16 protein-coding genes are annotated in these 15,605 nt (G+C 66.4%); 4 read left to right on the top strand and 12 right to left on the bottom strand.

What is annotated here, in order from left to right:
- Positions 1 to 35: 35 nt before the first annotated feature.
- From IB268_RS28710 to IB268_RS28700, 3 genes are all read right to left on the bottom strand, one after another.
- On the bottom strand, positions 36 to 1,541 hold the full coding sequence (locus tag IB268_RS28710; RefSeq protein ID WP_192355186.1) for a TAXI family TRAP transporter solute-binding subunit: 1,506 nt from the start codon (positions 1,539 to 1,541) through the stop codon (positions 36 to 38).
- A complete protein-coding gene (gene gltS, locus IB268_RS28705) occupies positions 1,538 to 2,746 on the bottom strand; it encodes a sodium/glutamate symporter (protein WP_054458457.1) in 1,209 nt (402 codons plus the stop codon). The genes IB268_RS28710 and gltS overlap by 4 nt, the downstream gene beginning before the upstream one ends.
- Positions 2,747 to 2,931: 185 nt before the next feature.
- On the bottom strand, positions 2,932 to 3,429 hold the full coding sequence (locus IB268_RS28700) for a GNAT family N-acetyltransferase (RefSeq protein ID WP_192355206.1): 498 nt from the start codon (positions 3,427 to 3,429) through the stop codon (positions 2,932 to 2,934).
- A 257-nt stretch (positions 3,430 to 3,686) separates the two neighbouring features.
- Between IB268_RS28700 and IB268_RS28695 the strand changes: the two genes are divergently transcribed.
- Both IB268_RS28695 and IB268_RS28690 read left to right on the top strand, forming a co-directional pair.
- The gene (locus tag IB268_RS28695) at positions 3,687 to 4,739 is read left to right on the top strand and encodes a glycosyltransferase family 2 protein (RefSeq protein WP_119450685.1); all 1,053 of its coding nucleotides are present in this window, start codon (positions 3,687 to 3,689) and stop codon (positions 4,737 to 4,739) included.
- A gap of 1 nt (position 4,740) precedes the next feature.
- Positions 4,741 to 6,318, top strand: coding sequence for a glycosyltransferase family 39 protein (locus IB268_RS28690; RefSeq protein WP_192355185.1), 1,578 nt, complete (start codon positions 4,741 to 4,743; stop codon positions 6,316 to 6,318).
- Here the strand turns inward: IB268_RS28690 and IB268_RS28685 are convergent.
- A complete protein-coding gene (locus tag IB268_RS28685; RefSeq protein WP_082401333.1) occupies positions 6,278 to 6,673 on the bottom strand; it encodes a GtrA family protein in 396 nt (131 codons plus the stop codon). The genes IB268_RS28690 and IB268_RS28685 overlap by 41 nt on opposite strands.
- Positions 6,674 to 6,709: 36 nt before the next feature.
- On the opposite strand from IB268_RS28685, the gene IB268_RS28680 reads away from it, so the two are divergent.
- Entirely contained in the window at positions 6,710 to 7,525 is an 816-nt protein-coding gene (locus IB268_RS28680) for a ChbG/HpnK family deacetylase (protein ID WP_192355184.1), read from the top strand.
- A 33-nt stretch (positions 7,526 to 7,558) separates the two neighbouring features.
- On the opposite strand, the gene IB268_RS28675 is transcribed toward IB268_RS28680, so the two are convergent.
- Positions 7,559 to 8,422, bottom strand: a complete 864-nt coding sequence (locus tag IB268_RS28675) for a LysR family transcriptional regulator (RefSeq protein ID WP_054458464.1) — start codon at positions 8,420 to 8,422, stop codon at positions 7,559 to 7,561.
- 109 nt (positions 8,423 to 8,531) lie between these two features.
- On the opposite strand from IB268_RS28675, the gene IB268_RS28670 reads away from it, so the two are divergent.
- Complete coding sequence (locus tag IB268_RS28670; protein ID WP_054458466.1) at positions 8,532 to 9,014, top strand: multidrug/biocide efflux PACE transporter; 483 nt, start codon at positions 8,532 to 8,534, stop codon at positions 9,012 to 9,014.
- Here the strand turns inward: IB268_RS28670 and IB268_RS28665 are convergent.
- From IB268_RS28665 to IB268_RS28635, 7 genes are all read right to left on the bottom strand, one after another.
- Entirely contained in the window at positions 8,989 to 9,639 is a 651-nt protein-coding gene (locus IB268_RS28665; protein ID WP_054458468.1) for a GntR family transcriptional regulator, read from the bottom strand. The genes IB268_RS28670 and IB268_RS28665 overlap by 26 nt on opposite strands.
- Positions 9,639 to 10,604 (bottom strand): branched-chain amino acid ABC transporter permease, encoded by a 966-nt coding sequence (locus tag IB268_RS28660; protein WP_119450682.1) that lies wholly within the window; start codon positions 10,602 to 10,604, stop codon positions 9,639 to 9,641. The genes IB268_RS28665 and IB268_RS28660 overlap by 1 nt, the downstream gene beginning before the upstream one ends.
- A 1-nt stretch (position 10,605) precedes the next feature.
- Positions 10,606 to 11,508 (bottom strand): branched-chain amino acid ABC transporter permease, encoded by a 903-nt coding sequence (locus tag IB268_RS28655; protein ID WP_054458471.1) that lies wholly within the window; start codon positions 11,506 to 11,508, stop codon positions 10,606 to 10,608.
- Positions 11,509 to 11,617: 109 nt separating this feature from the next.
- Positions 11,618 to 12,823, bottom strand: coding sequence for an ABC transporter substrate-binding protein (locus IB268_RS28650; RefSeq protein WP_054458472.1), 1,206 nt, complete (start codon positions 12,821 to 12,823; stop codon positions 11,618 to 11,620).
- Between the two features lie 57 nt (positions 12,824 to 12,880).
- A complete protein-coding gene (locus IB268_RS28645; protein ID WP_125472391.1) occupies positions 12,881 to 13,600 on the bottom strand; it encodes an ABC transporter ATP-binding protein in 720 nt (239 codons plus the stop codon).
- Positions 13,593 to 14,348 (bottom strand): ABC transporter ATP-binding protein, encoded by a 756-nt coding sequence (locus IB268_RS28640; protein ID WP_082401334.1) that lies wholly within the window; start codon positions 14,346 to 14,348, stop codon positions 13,593 to 13,595. The genes IB268_RS28645 and IB268_RS28640 overlap by 8 nt, the downstream gene beginning before the upstream one ends.
- Before the next feature lie 89 nt (positions 14,349 to 14,437).
- On the bottom strand, positions 14,438 to 15,349 hold the full coding sequence (locus IB268_RS28635; RefSeq protein WP_192355183.1) for a dihydrodipicolinate synthase family protein: 912 nt from the start codon (positions 15,347 to 15,349) through the stop codon (positions 14,438 to 14,440).
- Positions 15,350 to 15,605 lie beyond the last annotated feature (256 nt).

The following is a 15,605-nucleotide window of genomic DNA, read 5'->3' as shown; positions in this document are numbered from 1 at the left end:
CCTGGTAGGGAGCGCAATCATAAGCGCAACCGGCTTTATTGCGGCTTGGCCTGTTCAAGCTTGGCCAGCCCTTCCTGGGCGCCGTCGTGCAGCGGCACGGTCAGGCCGCGGCGGGCGGTCGTCAGGCCCACCTGAGCGCCCTGGGCCGAGCCCGCGGCCAGCAGGTCCTGCCCGGTCACATAGACCGCGCGCACGATCACCAGGGCCTCGTCCCGGGTCAGGTCCGCGGTGGTGAGCAGCAGAGCCGCCATGCCCACGGTGGAGATAGGCTCCGTCTGGTTGGGGTAGGTGCCGGCGGCGATGTCCAGCGGCATCAGCGCGTTGTCCTCGGCCCCGGTCAGCGTCTTGATGGCGGCAGGGTCCAGCGGCAGCAGCTTCAGTCGCGCCTGGGTCAGCGCATCGCGCAAGGGCGTGGCGGGCACGCCGATGACCTGGGCGGCGGCGTCGACCTTGCCGGAGTTCAGCGCAGGCAGGGACTCTGTGAAGGGCGTATCGGCCACGGTGTAGTCGCGGCCGGCTTGCAGGCCGTGCGCGGCCAGCACGGTTTCCAGCGTGGCGCGCACCGCCGAGCCTTCCGGTCCGAGGGCGATGGTCTTGCCCTTGAGATCGCGTACGCCGCGCAGGGCGGCGTCGTCGCGGACCACGATATGGACCAGTTCCGGATACAGGCTGCCCAGGGCGCGCAGACCGGTGAAAGGCCCCTGGCCGGCGAACGGCCCCTTGCCGTCATAGGCGAGCCGCGCCGTGTCGGCCTGGGCCAGCCCCACCACCGCGTCGCCGCTGCGCAACAGCGCGATGTTCTCGGCGCCGCCGCCCGTGATCAGCGGCGAGACCCGGATCTGCTGCTTGCGAGCGACGTCGCTCAGGGCGCGCGCGAACGCCACATACTCGCCGCGGTCCGGACCGCCGGCGAGCGGATAGCCCTGTTGCATGCGGGCCAGCCGGCCATTGATGCGCGCCACGGAGCGTTCCAGTTCCTGCTGCACTACGTGCTGCGCGGTGCTGGAGGCGCTGTAGGAAACCGAATGAGTGATCTGGTCCAGCGTGTCCAGCAGCTGGCGCGTGACGGGAGGCGGCGCGCCGGTGTCCAGGTTGGGCGCCTCGGCCGCCTTGAAGCCGGCCGGGGTCACCAGCTTCCAGGTGTCGCCTTCCTGGCGGTAGATGGCGCTGGCGTGCGCGACGATGCGGTCGCCGGCCTGGTTGCCGCCGGATTTCACGCCGCTGATGCTGCGCGGACCTGCGCCCAGCAGCGTGACCAGCGCGGCGGCGCCGGGCTGGTCCCAGGCGCCCAGGGTGATGTTGCGCGCCAGGTCCAGTTCGACGTCGTAATAGACCACGCGGCGGGTTTCGCCCGCCGGGGCGCTGCTGTCCGAGGCCGAGCCCATGCGCTTGATCTCGGCGATGCGGAACAAATCCGCGCCGTAGGCGGTGGCCAGGCTGCGTTCCACGTCGGCGCGCAGGGCGTCGGTATCGGGCGCGCGGCCGCAGGCCGCCAGCAGCAGGCAGAAGCTCAGAATGACAAGACGTTTGAACATGGTCACATGCCTCCCACGAACGGCAAGGAGATCAGCGAGGTCAGCACGATCACGTTGAGGATGTCGACCAGGAAGGCGCCGGTGACCGGCACGACGATGAACGCTTCCGGCGCCGGGCCGTGGCGCCGCGTCAGCGCCTGCATATTGGCGATGGCGGTGGCGGTCGCGCCCAGCGCGAAGCCGCAGAAGGCGGCCGACATGATGGCTGCTTCGTAGTCGCGCTTGAGCATGCGGAACACGACCCAGGCGGCATACAGCGCGCACACCAGGGTCTGCACCGCCAGCATCAGGGCCAGCGGGCCGGCCAGGCGCGCCACGCTGGACAGGTCCAGCGTCATCATCGTCATGCCCAGGAACAGCGACAGCGAGATGGTGCCGATGATTTCGGTGGCGCGGTCGTCCAGCTTCAGACCCAGCTTTTCGCCGCCGTTGCGGATCAGTACGCCCGTGGCCAGGCACCACAGGAAATTCGGCAGGCTGACCGGGGCGTCCTCGACCAGGGCGGCCAGGTAGCCGCCGACCACCAGGCAGACCAGGGCGGCGGTCAGGGACACGATGTAGGAGCCTGCAGAGGACGCGGGTGCGTTTTCCGTCAGGTCCGCAGGCTCGTGGCCGTCGCCGGGCGCGTGGTCCAGGCTGCCGGCCAGCTTGTGGCGCCGCATCAGCCATTCGGCCACCGGCCCGCCCACCACGCCGCCCAGCACCAGCCCCAGGGTGGCGGCGGTCATCGCCAGCGCCATCACGTCCTGGATGTTGTTGAAGTCGGCGAAGCGCGTGGCATAGGCCGCGCCCGTGCCGTGCCCGCCCACCAGCGTGATCGTGCCGCCCAAAAGGCCCATCAGCGGATGCATGTCCAGCAGCCAGGCCATGCCCAGCCCGACGGCGTTCTGCAGCACCAGGAACGGGATCAGGGCCAGCAGGAAGGCAATCAACCTGGGACCGCCCTTGGCCAGCAGCTTGAGGTTGGCGGTCAGGCCGATGCTGCCGAAGAACAGCAGCAGCAAGGTCGGCTTGATGCTGGTTTCCAGCGAGACGGACACGCCGCCCCAGGTCGCCAGCAGGTAGGCCAGTACGGCGAACAGAAGGCCGCCGACGATGGGGTCCGGAATGCTGTAGCGGGCGAGGAAGCCGATCCTGGTGGTGAGCACGCGTCCGATGACCAGGACGAGGCAGCATGCCAGCAGTGATTGAACGGGCGTAAGCGAGATCATAGGTACCTTTGCGCCCTGTCAGGGCACGGTGAACTTTCTGGCTGTTTGAACCCTGCCGCCTCTCACGGACTGAGGCTTATGTTACGTCCGCCGAGCGGGCGGTGTACATGGGGGCAGGGAGGCGGCGCGCGGCGCGAAGCCGGGCGGGCGGAAAGCCGCGGCGCAGGCAGCCGCGGCCGGGGCGGCTAGAGCGGAAATGCGCGCGACATGTATTGCGCGCGCGGCCCGTAGCCAGCCAGTTTTTCGGTCAGGTCGGCGCTGTCTGCGCTGACCGGCAGGTAGCCGTGGCGCTGCCAATAACCCACGGCGGATTCCAGGGACACGAGGCTCGCGCGGCGCAAGCCGCCCTCATGCGCGCTGCGGGCGGCGGCGCGCAGCAGCGCCTGGCCCACGCCCAGCCCTTGCGCCGAGGGCGCCACGGCGCAGTCGTGCAGGAACCAGTGGTCGGCCGCGGCCGGCAGCGTCGCGAGCGCGACGTCCAGGGCGGGCGGCAGTCCCGCATCCCAGGGATAGGAGATCAGGTAGCCCAGCAGCGCATCGGGGCTGGCCGCGGGCTGCGCCACCCAGCAGTGCGCGGGGGCGAGCGCCAGGCGATTCTGGAAGAAATCCGCGCTTTCCAGCAGGAAACCGGGGTAGGCCAGGGTCTGGAGAGCCAGGATGGCGTCCACGTCGCTGGCCTGCATGAGCCGGACTTGATATTGCATGACAACCTGCGAAAACAAAAAACTCGGGCGCATTTTACCGATGCACGGACGGCCTCGGGCTTTACAGGGCTTCACAAATTGGGGACACAGGTTCACGGGACTTTATTGTTTTCAGGGAGGGGCTCCCTAGAATTCGCCCTGGATTGCCGGATCGTCGGGCGCGCCGCATTTTATGAAAATTCAACGACACCCTTCGCATACTGCTCGCCATAGTCCTGCATTCCGAGTCTAGAGCCATGCACATCCAATTCCGGTCCGAATCCGCCGTCCCGCAAGTGTTGACCAAATCGTATCCTCTGGAAGCGGTATGGCCGGCGGCCGAGGCGCCCGTACCGTATGACGCCTGCGTGACTTGCGTGATTCCCTGCCTGAACGAATGCGAAAACCTGCGGGTCCTGCTGCCTTTGCTGCGCAACCGCCTGGAGGCGCTTTGCACCAGCTGGGAGATCATCGTGGCCGATGACGGCAGCACGGACGGCACGGAAGCGCTGATGGCCGAATGGACCGAACACGACGGTTTCCGCTACGTGCAGCTGTCGCGCAACTTCGGCAAGGAAGCCGCGATCAGCGCCGGCCTGGAAGCCGCCACCGGCAATGCCGTGATCTGCCTGGACGCCGATCTGCAGCATCCCCCTGCTTTGATCGAACAGATGCTGGCGCGCTGGGCCGCCGGCGCCGAAATGGTCTACGCGGTGCGCGAGACCCGCGCCGACGAATCCTGGGCCAAGCGCACCGGCGCGCGCTGGTTCTACAAGCTGTTGAGCGGCGCGCGCGGCGTGGATGTGCCGGCGCACGCGGGCGACTTCCGCCTGATGGACCGCAGCGTGGTGGACGCGCTGATCGCGCTGCCCGAACGCACCCGTTTCATGAAGGGCCTGTACGCCTGGGTCGGCTTCAAGGGCGAGGCCCTGGCCTATACCCCCGAGGAACGCATGCACGGCGACAGCCGCTTCGGCAGCATGCGCTTATTCCGGCTGGCGCTGGATGGCCTGACCGCCTTCACCACCTGGCCGCTGCGTCTGGTCAGCCTGGTCGGCGTGGCCTTCGCCATGCTGGCGCTGAGCTACGCGGCCTATCTGGTCGGCGAGTACCTGTTCTTCGGCAACCAGGTCTCCGGTTGGACGACCATCGTGACGGCGGTGCTGTTCTTTGCCGGCGTAAATTTGATTTCCTTGGGCGTGGTGGGCGAGTACGTGTCCCGCATCTTCGATGAAGTGAAGGGACGGCCGCTCTTCGTCGTGCGCCGCCGGCAGGGCCAGGCTTCCCGGCCGGGCAAAGGCCTGGGCTGACATGTCCGCCACGACTTTCTGGCGGCGTTCCGACTGGACCCCGCCGGCAGGACGCTTCCTGCTTGCGATAGGCGCGTGGCTTGCCTTCCTGGCCTGGATCAGGCCCCTGACCCTGCCCGATGAAGGGCGCTATGCAGGCGTGGCCTGGGACATGCTGCGCAGCGGCTCGCATGCGGTGCCCTTGCTGGACGGCATGCCGTACTTCCACAAGCCGCCGCTCTATTACTGGCTGACCGAGCTGTCCTTCTCGGTGTTCGGCGTGCACCCCTGGGCGGCGCGGGTGCCTTCCTGGCTGGCCGCGTGGGGCGCCGTGGCGGCCCTGTATTGCTTCGTGCGGCGCTACCGAGATACCGAGACCGCCGCATTGACGGTGCTGGTCCTCGCCACCATGCCGTTCTTCTATGGCGGCGCGCAGTTCGCAAATCTGGACATGCTGGTTGCCGGCCTGATCACGCTATGCGTGCTGGCCGCCGTGGACACGGCGCTGCGCGTCGAGCGCGGGCAGGCATGGCGCGCGATGGCGGTGGCGGCCGGCGTGCTGGCGGCGTTGGCGGTCTTGGCCAAGGGCTTGATCGGCCTGGCGCTGCCGGGCGCGATCCTGCTGGTCTGGCTGCTGTGGGAGCGGCGCTGGCGCGGCCTGGCCGCGCTGTGCTGGCCGCCCGCGCTGCTGGCGTTCATCGCCGTGGCGGCGCCGTGGTTCTTGCTGATGCAGCTGCGCTATCCCGGTTTTTACGACTACTTCTTCGTCTATCAGCACTTCCAGCGTTTCGCGGCCAGCGGCTTCAACAATGCGCAGCCGTTCTGGTTTTATCTGCCGGTGATTGTCGGGCTCAGCCTGCCCTGGTCGCTGTGGGGCGGCGGCATATTGCGCCAGGCGTTCTGGGTGGGCCCTACCCGCAGCCTGCGGCGCCTGGCTTTGGTGTGGTTTGCCGTCGTGCTCGTGTTTTTTTCGCTGCCGCAGTCCAAGCTCGTGGGCTATGTCCTGCCGGCGCTGGCGCCGCTGGCTTTTCTGCTGGCTGAAGTGATCCAGGGGGCCAGGCGCGCCGATGCCGAGGGTGCAACTCGCCTGGTGCGCCTGAGCGCGGTCCTGGCGGCGGGCATCTGCGTCATCGCGGTGGGCATTGCGGCGAACAACGCGCGCGGCAGCGCGGAGCCGCTGGCCAGGGTGGTGCGGGAACAGGCGCGGCCGGACGATACGTTCGTCTCGCTGCACACCTATCCCTTCGATCTGGCGCTCTACGCAAGGGCGGCGCGTCCTGCGTGGGTGGTGGACGACTGGCGCAACCCGGAGGTCCCCGTGCGCGACAACTGGCGCAAGGAGTTGTACGACGCCGCCCAGTTCGATCCCGAGACGGGCGGAGAGGTATTGCTCAGTCCCGCGGAGTTCACCGCGCGTCTGTGCCAGGCGGAGCAAGGCGCGCGTTTCTGGGTGTGGGGCACTGCGGCCGACAACCCCACCTATCCGCCGCTGCAGGGGCTGGCGCCGGTGGTGAGCAGCGTGAAGTACGTGATGTGGCGCGTCGACGTGGGCGCGGCGTTCAGGCAGCGGGTTTGTGGCGGAATGCCCAGAACCGGCTGACGATGAAAGTCGCCACGGCAAGCCCGAGCAGGATCAGCGCCAGCAGGATGTCGTAGCGGATGGCAGTGTTGTGCAGTAGCCAGGCGTAGGTGGCTTCGTTGATGAGAAAGCCTGCGGCTGACACAAAGAAGAAACGGCGCGCTGCTACCGTCCAGGGAGTTTTGGAATGTCGGAATGTAAGCCGGTAATGGCCGGCGAAGGACACTGCGAAGGCGATCAGCCAGCCCACGAGGTTGGCGGCCAGGGGCGGCAGGCGGAAGAGTTCGACGCAGCCCACGGCGACAGCCCAATGGGTGGCTGCGGCCGCGCATCCGACAGCAATGAAAGTGCTTACTTGTTGCAGCAGGGCGCGCATGAAAGCCGTGAAGATAAGGAAGTCAGAGGTATAGCGATGAGCAAACGTATCGTTGTCTGCGGGGACGATTTTGGCATGAATGCCGACATCGATGAAGGCATGATTGCGCTGGCCGGCATGGGCCGCCTGAGCGCGGTCAGCTGCCTCGCGCTGGGCCCTTCGTTTGCGGTCAATGCGAGGCGGCTGGCGCCGCTGAACGTGGATATCGGCCTGCATGTGAACTTCACCGAATCGCTCATGCCCGGCGCCGAGCCCATGCCGACGCTGAGCCGGCTGATCCTCAATGCCTACACGGGCAGGCTGGACGGAGAGTGGATCGAGGCGCAGCTGGAGCGTCAGTTCGACGCCTTCGAGGCCGCGTTCGGCCGCGCGCCCGACTATGTCGACGGTCACCAGCACGTGCATCAACTGCCCGGCATTCGCGAGCGCCTGCTGCAACTGCTCAAGCGCCGTTACGGCACCCGTATGCCATGGCTGCGCCAGACGGCGCCGGGCATGCAGTTCGGCATTCCCATGAAGGAGGCCATCAAGGCGCGTGTCATCGGCGCGCTGGGCGCCGCGGCGTTGGCGCGCCAAGCGCGCCAGGATGGCATGCGCACCAACCGCCGGCTGCTGGGCGTCTATGGTTTCGCAGGCGGCAAGCGCCGCTATGCGGATCTGCTGCAGAACTGGCTGTTCAATGCGCGCGACTGCGACCTGCTCATGTGCCATCCGGCCATGGGCAACCAGGACGGCTGCGCCATGTCACGCCAGCGCCGCGCGGAATTCGACGTGCTGGCCAGCCCCAAGCTGGGCGACTGGCTCAACGCCAACGGGGTGCATATCTCGCGCTTGCCGGCCACGGCGCGCTGATCGGCTGCAAGGTCGTTGCGGCGCGGGCTGGCTCTAGCCGCCCGTCAGGCTCTGCAGCAGCCAGGCGCCCGCAGGTCCCAGCGCGCGCCGCCGTGACCAGACCGCATCGACGCGGATGTGGCGCGGCCAGCCCGGCGACTTCAACTCCACCAGCTGATCCTGGCCGAAGCGCTGGATCATCCAGCGCGGCAGCTCGGTCCAGCCGAATCCGCGGCTGGCCATTTCCAGCAGCATCAGATAGCCGGGCGCCGACCAGGTCGCATAGGCAGGCTCGGCGTCCTTGTCGCCCAGCTCGTAAGTGCTCAGGCGTAGCGCGCGTTCGGACTTCAGCTGGTCTTGCGTGACCTGCGGCAGCTGGGCTAGCGGATGCCCGCGGCCCACGCACAGGACGATCTCAGACAGCTCCGCCAGCGTCGCGTGCGCCACGTCGGGCGGGTAGCTGTCCTGGGCGGCCATCAGTCCCAGGTGCGCGCGGCCCTGCTGCACCAGCGCCACCACGTCCTCGTATTCCGCGATCAGGCATTCGAAGCGCAGCGCCGGATAGCGCTGATCGATCTGGCTGAGCATGGTGTCGAAGGTCTCGGACTGGAATGTGTCGGACAGCACCACAGTCAGCCGGGGCTCCAGGCCCTCGGCCAGCTGGCTGGCGCTGCGGTTCAGCCGATCATTGGCAGCCAGCACTTGCAGGGCCTGGCCCAGCAGGACCTGGCCGGCTTCGGTCAGCGCGGGCTGGCGCTGGCTGCGGTCGAACAATGTCACGTTCAGGTCCACTTCCAGGTTGGCGATGGTTTCACTGACCGTGGACTGGCTTTTCCCGAGCTTGCGGGCGGCAGCCGAAAACGTGCCTTCGGAGGCGACCTGGGCGAACGCCGCCAGGGATTCCAGGGAGTGGCGCATGGGTGGGATGTCCGGTGTTATCGGTTTTTCCGATGAAATCTATCTTTATGGTAACGGAAATATCGTCGAGAATCCCTGCCACTGAGTATCAACCGACCGCAGGTGGGTCATGACGCAAGCCAAGAAATCCATTAAAGAACGTTTCCTCCACGCCTTTCTGTTCGAAATCATCGCCATCGGCCTGTGCGCCCCGGCGGCCGCCTGGGCCATGGGCAAGTCCCTGTTCGAAATGGGCGTGCTGACGGCAGTGATCGCCTGGATCGCGCTGGTCTGGAACATGATCTACAACGCCGGCTTTGACCGCATCGAGAACCGCATGGGCTGGACCCGCACGCTGCGGCTGCGCGTGGTGCATGCTTTCGGCTTCGAGCTGGGCCTGATCCTGATCGTGATCCCGCTGGCGGCCTGGTGGCTAGACATCAGCCTGTGGCAGGCCTTTGTGCTGGATATCGCGCTGGTGCTGTTCTATCTGCCCTACGCCTTCCTCTACAACCTGGCCTATGACCGCTCGCGGCCACGGGTCCTGCAGTGGCTGGCCCGCCGCAAAGGGCAGGCCGCGCCGGCCGTCACGCGTCAATCACCTTGCGCGTGAACATCTCCAGGTAGTCCATCAGCGAGTCCGCGCCCTTGATGGCCGCGGACTCGTTGCCGGTGGCAATGCCCTCGGCCATCAGCATGTGGCGGCGAGCGCCCTCGGCGATGTCGCCCTCGTGCTGGTAGGCGTACCAGAAGCGGCGGCACTGGATGATCAAAGGGGCCACCGCATTCACGGCCGAGGCGTTGCGGCAGGCCTGGTGGCAGACGTGGTCCAGCATCTGGTCGGCATGCATGTAGTTGTCGAGATTGCCGCCTTCCGCCGCCTGGATCATCTGCGCCGCGCAATCCACGATCTGGCTGCGCTGCGCCGGGGTGGCGCGGCGCGCGGCGCTGGCCGCGATCAGCTGCTCCAGCGCCCGGCGGGTCTGGATCAGATCCATGTGATCCGCCAGCTGGATCATGGACACGCGCAGGCCGCGCCGCGGTTCCTGGCGTATCAGCCCGGCGGCCACCATGCGCAGCAGCGCCTCGCGCAGCGGCGTGCGTCCCAGACCGGTCATTTCCACCAGATCCGCTTCTACGACCGCGCTGCCCGGCTGCAATTGCAGCGTGGCGATCATGCTTTCGATCTGGTCGTAGGCGACATCGGCGGCGCGCCGTTTGGATTCTGCTGCTGCCATCAACTGTTGTTTTCCTTCGTTTTGCGCCACTGCGTGTAGGCCAGCCATTCGCCGACGAATCCGCGCCGGAAGAACGACACGCACAACACGAAAATCAGTCCGATGACGATGGTGACGATGTCGCCCAGGGTGGCAAGATAGTTCTGCAAGCTGACGACCAGCGTCGCGCCCACCACCGGCCCCCATACCGTGCCGATGCCGCCCAGGAGCGTCATCAGCAGCACCTCGGTGGAGGTGGCGAGCGAAACGTCGTTCAATGCAACCAGCTGGAGCACCAGCGCCTTCAGCGAACCGGCCAGGCCGGCGACCGAGGCCGACAGCACGAAGGCCAGCAGCTTGCACCGGTCTGTATCGTAACCTAGCGATATGGCGCGCGGCGCGTTGTCCCGGATGGTCTTGAGCACCTGGCCGAAGGGCGAATGGATCACCCGGTAGACGAACAGAAAGCCCAGCAGGAAGACCCCAAGCGTGAAGTAATACATGTTGGCGTCCACGCTCAGGTCCACCAGGCCCAGGAACTTTCCGCGCGGGATGCCCTGCATGCCGTCCTCGCCGCGCGTCCAGCCCACCTGCACCGCCATGAAGTACGCCACTTGCGACAGCGCCAGCGTGATCATCGCGAAATAGATGCCGGTGCGCCGGATCGCCAGCCAGCCGATGGCCCAGCCGATGGCCGCGGCCATGGCCACGCCGCAAGCGATGGCGATTTCGGGCGGCAGGCCGCGGGCGCCGAACAGGATCATCATTTCGCCGGCCGCGTAGCCGGCCCAGCCGAAGAACGCGGCATGGCCGAACGACACCAGGCCGGTAAAACCGGTCAGCAGGTTGAAGGCCAGCGCGAACAGCGCAAAGCACAGCACCTTCATGACGAACACGGGATAGACGATCTGCGGGAAAAGCGGCACCAGCAGGGCCGGCACCAGCAGCAGCGCCAGGATGCGGATCGAGGAGGGTATGCGCTGCACCTTATTTCTCCTTGCCGAACAGGCCGGCGGGGCGCGTCAGCAGAACGATCGCCATGACGATGAAGACGACCACCGTCGAGGCTTCGGGATAGAACACTTTGGTCAGCCCTTCCAGCAGGCCCAGCGTCAGCCCGGTGACGATGGCGCCCATGATGGAGCCCAGCCCGCCGATCACGACCACGGCGAACACGATGTTCAACAGGTTCGAGCCCATCAGCGGGTTGATCTGCATGACGGGTGCGGCCAGCACCCCGGCCACGCCGGCCAGCGCCACGCCGAAGCCGTAGGTCAGGGTGATCATCACTGGCACGTTCACGCCGAAAGCCTGCAGCAGCCTGGGGTTCTCGGTGCCGGCGCGCAGCATGGCGCCCAGGCGGGTGCGTTCGAACAGATACCAGGTGGCCAGGCACAGCACCAGGGACGCCACCACCACGAACGCGCGATAGGCCGGCAGGAACATGAAGCCCAGGTCGAAGCCGCCCTGCAGAACCTCGGGCGGCTCATAGCCCACCCCTGAAATGCCGTAGAAGTAGCGAAAGCCGCCTTCCATCATCAGCGCGATGCCGAAGGTCAGCAAGAGGCCGTACAGGTGGTCCAGGTGGTACAGGCGCTTGAGCAGCGTCTTCTCGATCACGACCCCCACCAGCCCCACCAGCAGGGGAGCCAGGATCAGCGCGGCCCAGAAGTTGATCTGCACGCCCGGCCCAAGCAACTGCGGCAGCTGCGTGAAGCCGATCCAGGCCAGGAACGCCGCCATCATGAACTGGGCGCCGTGCGTGAAATTGACGATGTTGAGCAGGCCGAAGATGATGGCCAGCCCCATGCTGAGGATGGCGTAGAAGCAGCCGTTGATCAGGCCCACCAGCAGTTGGGCGAGCAAGGCGGAAAGCGAGATGTCGAACATGGTAGGCGGCGGGCGGAAAGGTGTCGCGTCGATTTCCGGGAAGCGCGCGGCGGTGCGCCGCGGCCATGGCAGCCGGCGCCGCACGCTGTGCGTGCGGCGCGTGGCGGCATCAGGTCTTGTTCAACGAGCACGCGGCCTGGGGCTTGGGGAACACGTCCTCGCCCTTGAGCACCGACTTCACGTTGTAGTAGTCCCACGGCGCCTTGGACTCCTTGGGCGTCTTGACCTGCAGCAGCAGCATGTCGTGCACCAGCGCGCCGTCGGCGCGCAGCTTGCCGTTGCGGATCACGGCGTCGTTGATGGTCATTTCGCGCAGCTTGGCCATCACGGCGGGTGCGTCGTCGGTGCCGGCGGCTTCGATCGCCTTCAGGTACGACAGCGTGGCCGAATACACGCCGGCCTGCGAGGCGGTCGGCATCTTCTTGGCCTTTTCAAAGAACTTCTGGGCCCAGGCGCGCGAAGCGTCGTCATAGTCCCAATAGAAGGCTTCGGTCAGGTACATGCCCTGCGCCTTGGCCAGGCCCATGCTGTGCACGTCCGAGATGTAGGTGAGCAGCGGCGCCACGATCTGCTTCTTGTTGATGCCGAACTCGTTGGCCTGCTTGACCGCGTTGACCGTGTCGTTGCCGGCGTTGGCCAGCGCGATCACGTCGGCCTTGGAGGCCTGCGCCTTCAGCAGGAACGAAGAGAAGTCGTTGCCGGGAAAGGGATGGCGCGACACGCCCACCACATTGCCGCCGTTCTCCTGGATGACTTCGGTGCCGTCCTTTTCGAGCGAGTGGCCGAAGGTGTAGTCGGCGGTGATGAAGTACCAGCTCTTCTTGCCTTCCTTGACCAGCGCGCGCGCGGTGCCGGCGGCCAGGGCGTAGGTGTTGGTGGTCCATTGGGCGTTCAACGGCGAGCACTTTTCGCCCAGGATCGCGGTGGACAGGCCCGCCGACGGCATGGTCACGCGGTTCTTCTGCTTGGCGATTTCCATCACCGCCAGCGCGGTGGACGCGGTGGGGAAGTCGGTGATCATGTCGACCTTGCCCTGGTCGAACCATTCGCGGGCCAGGTTGGCCGCGACGTCGGGCTTGTTCTGGTGGTCGGCGGAAACCACTTCCACCGGCTTGCCCAGCACCTTGTTGCCCATTTCCTCGGCGGCCATGCGGGCCGCGATCACAGAGCCGTTGCCGGCCAGGTCGGAATAGACGCCGGACAGGTCGGTCAGGACGCCGATCTTGACCACGTCATCGCTGACCTTGGTCTGGGCCTGGGCGGCGCCGATCATGCCGATGGCGAACAGCGCTGCTGAGATTCGATTCAATTTCATCTGACTACGCTCCGTGTAGGAAGGGGACTGCGGTCGGAAGGAATGCGTCTGGAAAACTCAAATGCCGAGCAGGGCGTTCAACCTGTCCTGCGATTGCTGGACTTCGGCGCGGCCTATCACCGCAACCACCTGGCCGTGCTCGATGACGTAATGGCGGTCGGCCAGGTGCTGGGCAAAGCGGAAGTTCTGCTCGACCAGCACGGTGGTGTAGCCGCGCTCTTTCAATTGCCGGATCACGCGACCCAGGGACTGCACGATGACGGGGGCCAGGCCTTCCGTGATTTCATCCAGCAATAGCAGGCGGGCGCCGGTGCGCAGGATGCGCGCCATCGCCAGCATCTGCTGTTCGCCGCCCGACAGGCGCGTGCCGGGGCTGTGCGCGCGTTCTTTCAGGTTGGGGAACATGTCGTAGATCTCTGCCACCGACATGCCGTCCGGCCCCACCGAGGGCAGCAGCATGAGGTTTTCCTCGGCGGTCAAGGATGCATAGATGCCGCGCTCTTCAGGGCAATAGCCGATGCCGCGGCGCGCGATCTTGTGGGGCGGCAGGCCGACGGTCTCCTGGCCCTGGATCCTGATCGAGCCGCTGCGCCGGCCCACCAGGCCCAGGATGGACTTCAGCGTGGAGCTGCGGCCCGCGCCGTTCCTGCCCAGCAGGGTCACGCATTCGCCGGGCTTCACGTCCAGATCGATGCCGTGCAGGATGTGCGATTCGCCGTACCAGGCGTGCAGGTTGCGGATCTCCAGCATGCTGGAGGCTGCGGCGGCTTCATTCATCTTCGGCTCCCATGTAGGCTTCGCGCACCGCCGGGTTTTCCGATACGGTCGCGTAGGGGCCTTCGGCCAGGATCTCGCCCCGCTGCAGCACGGTGATGGTGTCGGAGATGTCCGCCACCACTTTCATGTTGTGTTCGACCATGAGGATGGTGCGGCCCGCGCTGACCTGCTTGATCAGATGCTTGACCCGGTCCACGTCCTCGTGGCCCATGCCTTGCGTTGGTTCGTCCAGCAGCAGCAGCTCGGGTTCGAGCGCCAGGGTGGTCGCGATTTCCAGCGTGCGCTTGCGGCCATAGGGCAGGTCGCCCGCGGCCACGTCCAGGTGCGTGCGCAGGCCGACCTGATCCAGCAGTTCCTCGACGCGGTGGTGCAGGCTTTCCAGCGTGCGTTCCGACCGCCAGAAGCAATAGTCCACGCCCAGCTTGCGCTGCAGGGCCACGCGCACGTTCTCGCGCACCGACAGCTGCGGAAAGACGGCGGAAATCTGGAACGAGCGTACGATGCCTCGACGCGCGGTCTGCGCGGGGCGTTCCTGCGTGATGTCCACGCCGTCGTACAGGATCTCGCCGCGCGTCGGGATGTGGAACTTGGTCAGCAGATTGAAGAAGGTGGTCTTGCCCGCGCCGTTGGGGCCGATGAGCGCGTGGATGGCGCCGCGGCGCACGCTCATGTCGACGTTGTTGACGGCCACGAAGCCGCGGAATTCCTTGCTCAGGCCCCGTGTCTGAAGAATGATGTCGCTTTGCATGATGTCCGTTGGGCTTGCTGGGGACAGGCCCTGGCGCGTCGCGGTCCCGCCACGCGCCAGGAGGTTCGTGCTTCTTCCGGAGCCCGGCCTTACTTCGACTGGTACTGCGCGGGGCGCTTGGCCAGAGAGGCCTGGATGATGGCGGCGCAGCGTTCGCGTTCGGCGCCGGCCAGCGGCAGGCGCGGGCGGCGCACGTGCTCATTGCCCACGCCGGCCAGGGTCTCGGCCAGCTTGATGTTCTGCACCAGCTTGGTCGAGACATCCAGGTGCAACAGCGGCGTGAACCACTGGTACAGCACCAGCGCTTCCTGCCACTTGCCGGCCTTCATCAGGTCGTACAGGGCCACGGTTTCGCGCGGGAAGGCGGTGACCAGCCCGGCGAGCAGGCCGTCCGCGCCCAGCGCCAGCGCCTCGAACGACAGGTCGTCCACGCCGATGAACAGCTGATAGCGCGTGCCTAGCGCGTTGCGCAGGTCGGTCAGGCGGCGCACGTCGTCGCTGCTTTCCTTGATGGCGACCAGCCACTTGCAGTCGGCCAGTTCGGCCATGTGCTCGGGCTTGAGATCCACGCGGTACGCGACCGGGTTGTTGTAGATCATGCAGGGCTTCTGCGCGGCCTCGGCCATCGTGCGGATGCTCTGCATCGCTTCGCGCGAGTCCGCCACGTAGATCAGCGAGGGCATCAGCATGAAGCCGTCCACGCCCAGTTCCACGGCGGCCTTGATGAAGCGCAGCGCTTCGCGGGTACTGGTCTCGGACACGTTGGCCAGGACCGGAATGCGGCCGGCGCTGACTTCCACCGCGCAGCGCGTCACTTCCAGCTTTTCTTCCAGGGTCAGGGTGCTGGCTTCGCCCAGCGAACCGCAGGTGACCAGGCCGTGTACGCCGTTGTCGATCAGGAAGCCGAAGTGCTTGCGCATCGCCTCGAAGTCGAGGGTCTCGTCGGCATGGAACTTACTCGTTACGGCAGGGAAGACGCCCTGCCAATGCACGTTACTCAACTGGCTTCTCCTCAAGATGCCGTCGCTTCAATGGCGGAGCGGCGAGCAGGTGCAAAGTCTAATATCTGATAAATATATTTAGAAGATATTTTGATTCGGGGATTTCCCGGGGCGGGTCAACCCGGGGGGATTTCCCAAGAGGGCATTGCTTTCGGCGTGGGGCCAGCGCGGCGCGTGTCTTTCCGCGGGGCGGGTCACGAAAGGGAAGCGCGCTAAGGAGGCATGGGCAGGCAGTCCGAGCCTGCCGCGTCGACGC

The sequence above is a fragment of the Achromobacter sp. ACM01 genome (assembly GCF_014851745.1).
Taxonomy (GTDB): domain Bacteria; phylum Pseudomonadota; class Gammaproteobacteria; order Burkholderiales; family Burkholderiaceae_B; genus Achromobacter; species Achromobacter aegrifaciens.
This window is presented reverse-complemented; position numbering and strand designations above follow the sequence as displayed.